The organism is Vreelandella lionensis (genome assembly GCF_002087295.1).
Taxonomy (GTDB): domain Bacteria; phylum Pseudomonadota; class Gammaproteobacteria; order Pseudomonadales; family Halomonadaceae; genus Vreelandella; species Vreelandella lionensis.
This window is the reverse complement of the sequence record NZ_MWVI01000100.1, coordinates 121,707-130,474: the sequence shown is the minus strand read 5'-3', so window position 1 is coordinate 130,474 and position 8,768 is coordinate 121,707. Positions and strand designations below refer to the sequence as shown.

Annotated in this window: 8 protein-coding genes and 1 pseudogene; 7 read left to right on the top strand and 2 right to left on the bottom strand. The window is 57.7% G+C overall.

The genetic code is table 11. The annotated features are described in order from the left end of the window. Window positions 1-29: 29 nt before the first annotated feature. The gene (locus B4967_RS17665; protein ID WP_083026656.1) at window positions 30-857 is read left to right on the top strand and encodes a fructosamine kinase family protein; all 828 of its coding nucleotides are present in this window, start codon (window positions 30-32) and stop codon (window positions 855-857) included. A gap of 16 nt (window positions 858-873) precedes the next feature. Here B4967_RS17665 and cynS read toward each other — a convergent pair whose 3' ends face one another. Together cynS and B4967_RS17655 are read right to left on the bottom strand one after the other, a co-directional pair. Next, on the bottom strand, window positions 874-1,314 hold the full coding sequence (cynS, locus tag B4967_RS17660; RefSeq protein WP_083026652.1) for a cyanase: 441 nt from the start codon (window positions 1,312-1,314) through the stop codon (window positions 874-876). Next, on the bottom strand, window positions 1,265-1,585 hold the full coding sequence (locus B4967_RS17655; protein ID WP_340638806.1) for a hypothetical protein: 321 nt from the start codon (window positions 1,583-1,585) through the stop codon (window positions 1,265-1,267). Before B4967_RS17655 ends, cynS begins: the two co-directional genes overlap by 50 nt. Window positions 1,586-1,721: 136 nt before the next feature. Here B4967_RS17655 and B4967_RS19925 point away from each other — a divergent pair, with 136 nt between their 5' ends. The 6 genes and pseudogenes from B4967_RS19925 (at window position 1,722) to B4967_RS17630 (ending at window position 8,618) form a co-directional block, all read left to right on the top strand. After that, the gene (locus B4967_RS19925) at window positions 1,722-1,868 is read left to right on the top strand and encodes a hypothetical protein (RefSeq protein ID WP_243470680.1); all 147 of its coding nucleotides are present in this window, start codon (window positions 1,722-1,724) and stop codon (window positions 1,866-1,868) included. Next, window positions 1,865-2,263: an AAA-type ATPase lid domain-containing protein gene (locus B4967_RS19920; protein WP_243470679.1), complete on the top strand. Its 399-nt coding sequence runs from the start codon at window positions 1,865-1,867 to the stop codon at window positions 2,261-2,263. Before B4967_RS19925 ends, B4967_RS19920 begins: the two co-directional genes overlap by 4 nt. Further along, complete coding sequence (locus B4967_RS19915) at window positions 2,245-2,475, top strand: hypothetical protein (protein WP_243470678.1); 231 nt, start codon at window positions 2,245-2,247, stop codon at window positions 2,473-2,475. Before B4967_RS19920 ends, B4967_RS19915 begins: the two co-directional genes overlap by 19 nt. 149 nt (window positions 2,476-2,624) lie before the next feature. Next, entirely contained in the window at window positions 2,625-4,100 is a 1,476-nt protein-coding gene (locus tag B4967_RS17640; RefSeq protein ID WP_083026649.1) for a TolC family outer membrane protein, read from the top strand. Between the two features lie 65 nt (window positions 4,101-4,165). Further along, complete coding sequence (locus B4967_RS17635) at window positions 4,166-5,431, top strand: efflux RND transporter periplasmic adaptor subunit (protein WP_083026647.1); 1,266 nt, start codon at window positions 4,166-4,168, stop codon at window positions 5,429-5,431. Continuing rightward, window positions 5,431-8,618, top strand: a pseudogene (locus tag B4967_RS17630) (efflux RND transporter permease subunit). The gene B4967_RS17635 and the pseudogene B4967_RS17630 overlap by 1 nt, the downstream one beginning before the upstream one ends. The last annotated feature ends 150 nt before the right edge of the window (window positions 8,619-8,768 follow it).

The following is an 8,768-nucleotide window of genomic DNA, read 5'->3' as shown; positions in this document are numbered from 1 at the left end:
CCAAGTGTCTACAAAAATGGGGCCATACCATACGCCATCTGCTCACTACTCACGATATAGCGCCCACCAGCGAGCTAGAGCCGCTAAGCGGCGGCGACAGTGCGGCGGTGTATACGTTAGCCACGCGCCAGGGGCGGGTGATCGTGAAGCATGACGATCCCGAGCGCCTCAGGGGGGGGGCAGAAGGGCTGCACGCACTTGCCGGGGCCAATACCTCGCTCATCATTCCTGAAGTGCTCGGCCAGGCGGAAGGCTGGCTAGTGATGGAAGCCCTGGAGACTCAGCCCGCCAACAAGCAGGATGCGACCGCGCTGGGAGAGGGCCTTCGCCAGCTGCACGGCGTGATAGGCGCCTCCCACGGTTGGCATAAAGACAACGCCTGCGGATTGACCCCGCAGCCCAATGCGCCACTGGCTGACGGGCGGCAGTTTCAGCGCGAGCGCCGCCTGCTCCCCCTTTGCGAGGCCTGCTTTCAGCGTGGTTTGCTTGATAGCGCGCTACGTCGCCGTATCGAGCTGCAGGCCGAACAGCTGGAAAGCTGGTTGCCGGATGCTCCTGGAAGTTTGGTTCACGGCGACCTGTGGTCGGGCAATGTACTGACCACGCCCCGCGGGCCAGCGCTGATCGACCCGGCGATTTATCGCCACTACCCCGAGACCGACCTGGCCATGCTGACGCTGTTCGGCTCCCCCGGTGACGCATTTTTCGATGCCTACTGGAACGGCAACGCCCCGGCCGACTGGCCGAGGCGTGAAGCGCTGTTTCAACTCTACCCACTGCTTAACCATCTGCTGCTGTTTGGTGCCAGTTACCGCAGTGGGGTCGAGCGCAGCGTAACGCTGCTGGAACGCGATTAAGCGTGCGTTATTAACGTTACCAGGACTTATAAGGCAGGAATTTTCCGTTCAGGGTCAGCAGTACTCGGTCGCCTTTCGGGTCTTCGATTTTGTCCATTTCCATGGTGAAGTCGATGGCGCTCATGATGCCGTCGCCGAACTTCTCTTGCACCACGTCTTTCAGCGTTTCTCCGTACACGCCGACCACTTCGTAGAGGCGATAGATGAACGGGTCTTGGGGGATGGCTTCATCCCACGCTTTTGTGGGGAAGGCCGTGAGCGCGGTGGCGACGTCGCCATCCACTTCGAGTACGTCGCAGAGTTTATGGGCGATATCGGCGCTGGCGCTGTTCATACCGTAGCAGGCAGAGGCGACCCACACCGGCGACATGCCGACGGCGCTGGCAATGTCATCCCAACTCATTTTTTTACGGGCTTTGGCAGCCAGCAGGGTATGGCGCATTTCGAGCTGATCCATGACGGACCTCCTTGGGAGTGAACTTCACTAGGTTTTCTTGTGGTTCGGTGGCAGGGGATGCCGGGGTTGAATCTGTAGTGGTTTCTGCAGCCGCTAGCTGTACCGGGTTCACCGGCGTCGGGTAGCGCAGGCCTTGGCCGTCGAACTCCTGGGTGCGCAGCTCGCTGGAGCGGTTCACCAGGAAATCGACCAGGTAGTTACGAATCGTGTAGAAGTGCGGATGCTTGACGATCTCCGCCCGCTGGCGGGGCCTTGGCAGGTCAATTTCCACCGGCTTCGGCGATGCGTGCTTGGGGGCCGTTGGTCATTAAGAAGATGCGGTCGGCCAGTAAGATCGCTTCGTCCACATCGTGAGTGATCATGAACACGGTTTGCTGATCCTGGCTCCAGATTTTGATCAGCTCGTCTTGAATGACGCCCCGTGTCAGCGCATCCAGCGCGCCGAGCAGCAGCTGCGCGATGCGTTGGAGGAGGTGGAGTCGCTCAAACGCCGGTTGGAACTTGAGAACCAGTACCGGGGGATAACCGCACTCGCGAAGTGGATGTACGGGTGATTGCGGCGACCAACCGTGAGTTAAAGGAGATGATTGATGCCGGGCAGTTTCGCGAAGATCTCTACTTCCGTTTGAACGTCTTTCCCATCGACTCCGTCCCGTTGCGCAAGCGCATTGAGGATGTGCCGCTGCTGGCGCGCCACTTTTTGCACCGTGCCTGCCTGAAGTTCAATAAGCCGGGCGTACGAATACCACCTGCCCAGTTAGAAGTTCTGACCCGTTACCCGTGGCCGGGCAATATCCGTGAGCTTGAGAACGTGATTGAGCGGCAGGTAATTGTCACCCAAGATCAGCGTCTCTGCTTTGATGATCTTTTGTTGACAGAACCCTTGCAGCGTAACACTTCCTTAAACCTGGAAGCGCACGATAGCGCCACATGCCCAGCTACCCGATGACCGAGCAAGCGTTCTGCCAGCGCCAGCGAAGCAATGCCCTAAAGGCACTAGAGGCAGCGAATGGCAAGGTGTCTGGCGCGGGAGGTGCTGCCGAGCTATTGGGAATTAAACCCACCACGCTGGCGTCCAGGCTACACAAGTGGGGCATTGATCCACGGCAATGTCGTAAGCGTCGTAGCAAAAAAGTCCCAACCAACGATACCTTGAACTAAGGTAAGGAAGGTTAAGCTTGACATCAGTGTTGTACACACAAATTCGACAAGTTCAAGTCTAGCATACATACATGAATGTAACTATAATGTCACTCTTTCATAATGGCGCTCTGCCGCGCCGTCTTACGTTGACACCTAGAGGCAATCCCATGCGACTAGCACACTGGGCAGTCAATGCCCCCTTTCGCCCCCTGTTGTTAGCAGTGCTCACGTCTTCTTTTATCCTGCCAGCTCAAGCGGCGGATCTTGTGACCATCACCCGTGATGCGCTGAATAACAACGCGGCCTTGGCATCAGCCCGGTCTGAGTTTTCCAGCGTAGAGGCGGCGCGAGACGTAGCACGTGGCGGACTGTTGCCGCAGGTGAATGCCTCCGGTAGCGCCACGCATAACGAGCAGTTTGAGAGCCAGGGGTCTGCCCGTAATACAGGCACGGGTACTGGCGCAGGTGCCAACGCGGGCGTCGGTGGTGGTGATGACAGCTACAACACCGTTTCATTAACGCTGGAAGCCACGCAAGCGCTGTTCAATGCCGTGACGCGCCAGGAAGTAACTCAGGCAGAGCGCCAGATTGATCAACAGGTTTATTTGCTGGCTGCCACCGAACAGCAGCTGCTGATTGATGTGGCCAGCGCCTACTTCGATATCTTGCGTGCCTATGAAGTGTTGGAAGCACGGCTAGCCCAAGAGCGTGCCATTGGCCGCCAGCTGGAGCAGGCCCGTGAGCAGTTTGAAGTCGGTTTGATTGCGATTACCGAGGTGGAAGAAGCGCGGGCGAGCTTCGACCAATCCCGCGCGGATCGCATTGCCGCCGAGAGCAACCTGCAAGTGTCGTTTGAAGTGCTGGAGCAGCTTACCGGCCAACGCTATGCCAGCATTGAGGCACTCGGTGACAGCATGCCCATCGCGGTGCCGTCTCCCACCGATCGTAACTACTGGGTTGAGCAAGCCATTGAGCGTAACCCACAGGTGCTCGCCCAGCAGGCAGGTATTGAAGTGTCCCGCGTAGGTGTGGAGCTTGCGCGCGCTGGCCGCCTGCCCACCGTGCAGGCGTTTGCCAACTATCAATATGCCGATAGCGACAGCGACGTGGTCAGCGGTTACGACACCTCCGCTCAGGTCGGTGTGTCTGCAAACGTGCCGATCTATACCGGCGGCAGCACCAGTGCCAGCATTCGCCAGGGCACTTTCCAACTAGAGAGCAGCCAGTACGATTTTGAGTCTCAGCGCCGCACCACCATCCAGCAGGTACGTTCGCTCTATACCCAGGTCAGCAACAACGTTGAAACGGTAGAGGCGCGCCAACAGGCCATCGTTTCCAACCGTAGTGCCCTGGAAGCGACCCGCGCTGGTTATGAGGTGGGCACGCGTAACATCGTGGACGTACTGAACGCTGAGCAAAACCTCTACAACGCCATCGCTAACTACGCTGAAGCGCGTTACGACTATGTCGTGAATCTTTTGTCGCTGCGCCAGCAGGCGGGGCTGCTCGACGTTGAAGCGATTGAAGAAGTGAACGCATGGCTGACCGGCGATGACGTCAACTTCAACCTACCGGAAAGCAACGAGCCCGACGCGTACCAGCGCGCAATGGACATTGGTGCACCGCCTACCCCGGGCGCCTAATCTCCGTTGTGCATGCCCCCGTGGCGATCCGTCCATGTTTAGAAAAATGAATAGGAAAACGACGCATGAAAAGAGTGATTCACTCAGGTAGAGCGAGTCTAGTGACGCTGATCGCCGCGTTAGCGCTCACGGCATGTGGTCAGGAGCAGCCACAGGAGCAGCAAAGCCAGCAGCAGGAGACACCGCCCCACCCGGTGGAAGTCACTGAGATAGCGCGTCAAGATATACCGCTGGATAAATCCTACCCCTCGCTGCTGCGTAGCGACAGCGAAGTGACGCTGGTCGCGCGGGTGAACGGCTTTCTAGAGGAGCGTCACTTCGAGCCCGGCCAAATGGTGGAGCAGGGCGACCAGCTTTATACCATTGAGCCAGACCTCTATCAGGCGACCGTTAACCAGCGTGAAGCAGACCTGCAAAGTGCTCGTGCTGAGCTTGCCCGTGCCCAGCGCGATGCCCAACGCTTTGAGCAGATGCTGAGCCAGAATTCGGTCAGTCGCCAACAGTACGACCAAGCGCTTGCCGACCAGCGCGTGGCTCAAGCCAATGTTGCCCAGGCGGAAGCGGCGCTGACCAGCGCTAATCTGGATTTAGGTTACTCCAACGTGACCGCGCCGGTATCGGGCATGATTAGCTTAAGCCAGATTAACGTTGGCAACTTGGTCAATTCCCGCACCGAGCTGGCCACAATTACGCCGTTGGATCCGCTGGAAGTGCGCTTCCAACTGCCCCAGCGCGATGCTTTTGAGCTGCGCCGCCAGCTTGGCAATGAAGGCGATGCTTCCCAGATTACCGCCCGCTTGCGGGTGCCTGGCGTAGACGGTAGCGAAGGTAGCGAGCTTGAAGGCCGCCTGGACTTCCTTGGCTCGCGCGTGGATACCGGCACCAGCACCGTTCAAGCGTCTGCTACGTTTGCCAATCCCGATGGTGAAGTGCTGCCGGGGCAGTTTGTTCGCGTTCGTATTGAAGGGCTGAAGCGTTTTGATGTGCTAGCCGTTCCAGAAATTGCTGTCACCCAAGGCCTTATGGGGCCGCAGGTGTATGTGCTGGATGATGAGAACAAGGCCCGCGAGCGCACTGTTCAGCTGGGTGAAGTCGCAGGCCCGTGGCAAATCATCCGTGGTGGCTTGGAGCCAGGAGACCGCGTTGTGGTGGGCGACCCCGCTGGCCTAGAGGCGGGCGTGCTGATTGATCCCCAACCGTTTGAAGGTAACGCCTCTGACGTGGTGGAAGAGGCTGAGCAGGAGCAAGCCCAGGAAGAAGCGCAGGCGGCAGAAGCGATGCAAGAAGCCGGTGGCGCACAACCCGCTGAAGGGGAAGAGGGCGCGCAATAATGAATTTCTCTAACTTCTTTATCGGCCGTCCGATTTTTGCCACGGTACTGGCAATTATTGTCACGCTGGTCGGTGTGATGGCCATGCGGGTGCTGCCGATTGAGCAGTACCCCAGCGTGGTGCCGCCGACGGTGTCGGTGCAAGCCCAGTTCCCCGGGGCGGATGCTGAAACCGTGGCACAAACGGTGGCCGCACCGCTAGCGGAGGCGATTAACGGCGTTGAGGACATGCTCTACATGACCTCCAACAGCGCCGATAATGGCACCATGAGCTTGAGTGTGGCGTTTAATATCGGCACCGATGGCGATATCAATACGATTAACGTCAATAACCGTGTTCAGGGGGCGCTTTCACAGCTGCCGGAGGCAGTGCAGTCTCAGGGTGTTACTGTCGAGCTGCGTTCAGACTCCATCCTGATGCTCGTTGCCTTGACCTCGCCCAGCGGGGATTACAGCAAGGTTTACATGCAGAACTACGCCACGCTCAACATTCTGGATGAGCTGCGCCAGGTGCCGGGGGTGGGTAACGCCGAGGTATTGGGTGGCGGCGAGTTTGCCATGCGGATATGGATGGACCCCGACAAGCTGGCTCAATACGATTTGACGCCTAGCGAAGTGGCCAGCGCTATTCGAACTCAGAACACCGAGATTCCCGCCGGTAACCTAGCGGCTACACCGCAAAGCGAACCGCGCGCCTTACCTATACGATTACCGCAGGCGGACGACTGTCGAGCACCGACGATTTCCGTGAAATTTTTCTACGTACCAACCCAGATGGCTCGTCGCTGCGCTTAGAAGATGTGGCACGTATTGAGCTGGGAGCTTCCTTTTACGGGGTTGATGCCCGGCTAAACGGCGCCACTATGACGCCGATTATCATTAACCAGCAGCCCGGTGCGAACGCGCTGGAAACTGCTGATGCGGTGCGGGCCACGATGGAAGAGCTGGCGGGGCGTTTTCCGCCAGGGCTTGAGTACGTAACCCCTTACGACACCACGCTGTTTATCGATGCGTCGGTGGAAACGGTCATCAAGACGTTTATTGAAGCGTTTCTGATCGTTATCGTCATTCTGTTTATCTTCCTGCAAAACTGGCGCTTTACCGTCATCGCGATGTCGGTGGTGCCGGTGTCGGTGATTGGTACCTTTGCGGGCTTCTATCTGTTCGATTTCTCGATCAACCTGCTGACGCTATTTGCCCTGGTGCTGTCGATAGGCATCGTGGTGGATGACGCGATACTGGTGGTGGAAAACGTTGAGCGGGTACTTAGCGAAGAGGACGATATTAGCGTTCGGGATGCGACTGTTCGCGCTATGAAAGAGGTCGGTGGGCCGGTTATTGCTACCTCGCTGATTATGGCGGCGGTCTTTGTGCCGGTAGCCTTCCTGGGTGGCTTTACTGGGCAAATCTATCAGCAGTTCGCGATCACCGTGGCCATTTCGGTGGCGCTGTCGGCGCTGATGGCGTTGACCTTTACCCCGGCGCTATCGGCGATCTTTATCAAACACAATTTGCACCAGACCAAGCAGTCGGCGTTCAAGCGTGCCATCAGCACGCCGTTGCGCCTGTTTGACCGCTTCTTTGCTGGTTTCACTGCGGTTTATATGTGGTTTGTGAAGAAGCTGGTGCGCTTCTGGGTGTTGGCGCTGGCGTTAACCGTAGCCGTCGGTGCGGGTTCTTATTGGCTCTACGCGAATACACCCTCAACGCTGGTGCCGGAAACCGACCAGGGGATCGTACTCGTTAGCGTCTCCTTGCCAGATGCCGCCTCGCTGAGTCGTACGCAGGCTTATATGGCTGAGTTAAGCGAGCAGGTAGCGGCCATTCCTGGGGTTGAATACTCCTCTGCGGTGGCGGGGTACGACATCCTGTCCAGCGCGGTCAATACGGCTCGCGGCATTATGTTTATCAATATGAAAACGTGGGCAGAGCGAGAGTTAACCGCCAATGAGCTGGTGGGACGTATCATGCAGTTGGGCGCCAGTATCGATGGCGGTTCAGCGATGGCCTTTAACGTACCGCCGATCATGGGGCTATCCACCACGGGTGGTTTCACCGGTTACCTGCAGTCGTTCGATGGTGCCTCCACCCGTGAGCTGTATGAAGCCTCGCTGAAAATCATGCAGGCCGCGAATCAGCACCCTGTGCTTAACCGAGTGTTCAGTACGTTTAACGTGAACGTGCCCTCTTACCGGGCGGAAATCGACCAGCAAAAAGCGCTCAGCTACGGCGTAGCGCTGGAGAATATCAACTCTGCGTTGGCGAATACGTTCGGTAATGGGTTCGTGAACTACTTCAGTTACCAAAACCGTAACTTCCAGGTGTACTTACAGAACGAAGATGAGTTCCGTAAAACGCCGGAAGACGTCAACAACGTCTATGTGCGTGGTGGCAACGGTGAGCGTATCCCGCTCTCTGAGTTCGTGACGCTTGAGCGCCAAACGGGGCCTGCGGTGGTGTCACGGTTTGGGGTCTACGCGGGGGCCCAGTTCCAGGGTAACCCGGCAGCGGGCTACAGCTCGGCCCAAGCCATCGAGGCCATGGAAGAAGTGGTTCAAGAGACGCTGGGTGATAACTGGGGCATGGGCTGGACCGGTACGGCGTATCAGGAATCTAACCTGGGTAATACCGCAACACTTGCGATTGTGTTCGGTATTCTGATGGTGTTCTTGATTCTAGCGGCGCAGTACGAGAGCTGGTCGCTGCCGCTGGCGGTACTTACCGCAACGCCCTTTGCTTTCCTTGGCGGTATCGGTGGCATTGTGTTGCGCTGTTTGGATACCAGTGTCTACGTTCAGATCGCCATCCTGGTGGTCGTCGGTTGGGCGGCGAAGAATGCCATCCTGATCGTCGAGTTTGCCGAGCTGCAGCGTAAAGAGCTGGGTAAATCGATTCGCGAAGCGGCGATTACCGCCGCAGAGCTGCGCTTCCGGCCAATCGTCATGACCTCGCTGGCGTTTATCTTCGGCACCTTGCCGTTGGCCCTGGCGACCGGCGCAAGTGACGTGAGTAGCCACCATATCGGTACCACAGTGGCGATGGGTATGGCGTCAGTGGCGATTCTGGGCAGCCTGTTTATTCCCAGCTTCTACGCCATGATTGCCTCGGTATCGGATTGGCTCTACCGCAAGCGCCATCCGAATCAGGATCGCCAAGAGCAAGCGGAGCTTGGCCACGATAATGCTTAAGCGTTCTTGCTAGGCCTACGAAGGGCGCCCTTTAACAGGGCGCACGTTTTTTTGTGTGGGGGCCTGACACGAGTCAAACGAAGGACTTCATAAGCCGATAAGATGAGCTACGCTAGTAGAGACCACCGTTTTCAGCTTGTGCTAATCAAC

Coding starts and splice junctions, on each gene's coding strand:
- cynS (WP_083026652.1), bottom strand. CDS start 1,314: ATGGATCAGCTCGAAATGCGCCATACCCTGCTGGCTGCCAAAGCCCGT.
- B4967_RS19915 (WP_243470678.1), top strand. CDS start 2,245: ATGCCCAGCTACCCGATGACCGAGCAAGCGTTCTGCCAGCGCCAGCGA.
- B4967_RS17635 (WP_083026647.1), top strand. CDS start 4,166: ATGAAAAGAGTGATTCACTCAGGTAGAGCGAGTCTAGTGACGCTGATC.
- B4967_RS17640 (WP_083026649.1), top strand. CDS start 2,625: ATGCGACTAGCACACTGGGCAGTCAATGCCCCCTTTCGCCCCCTGTTG.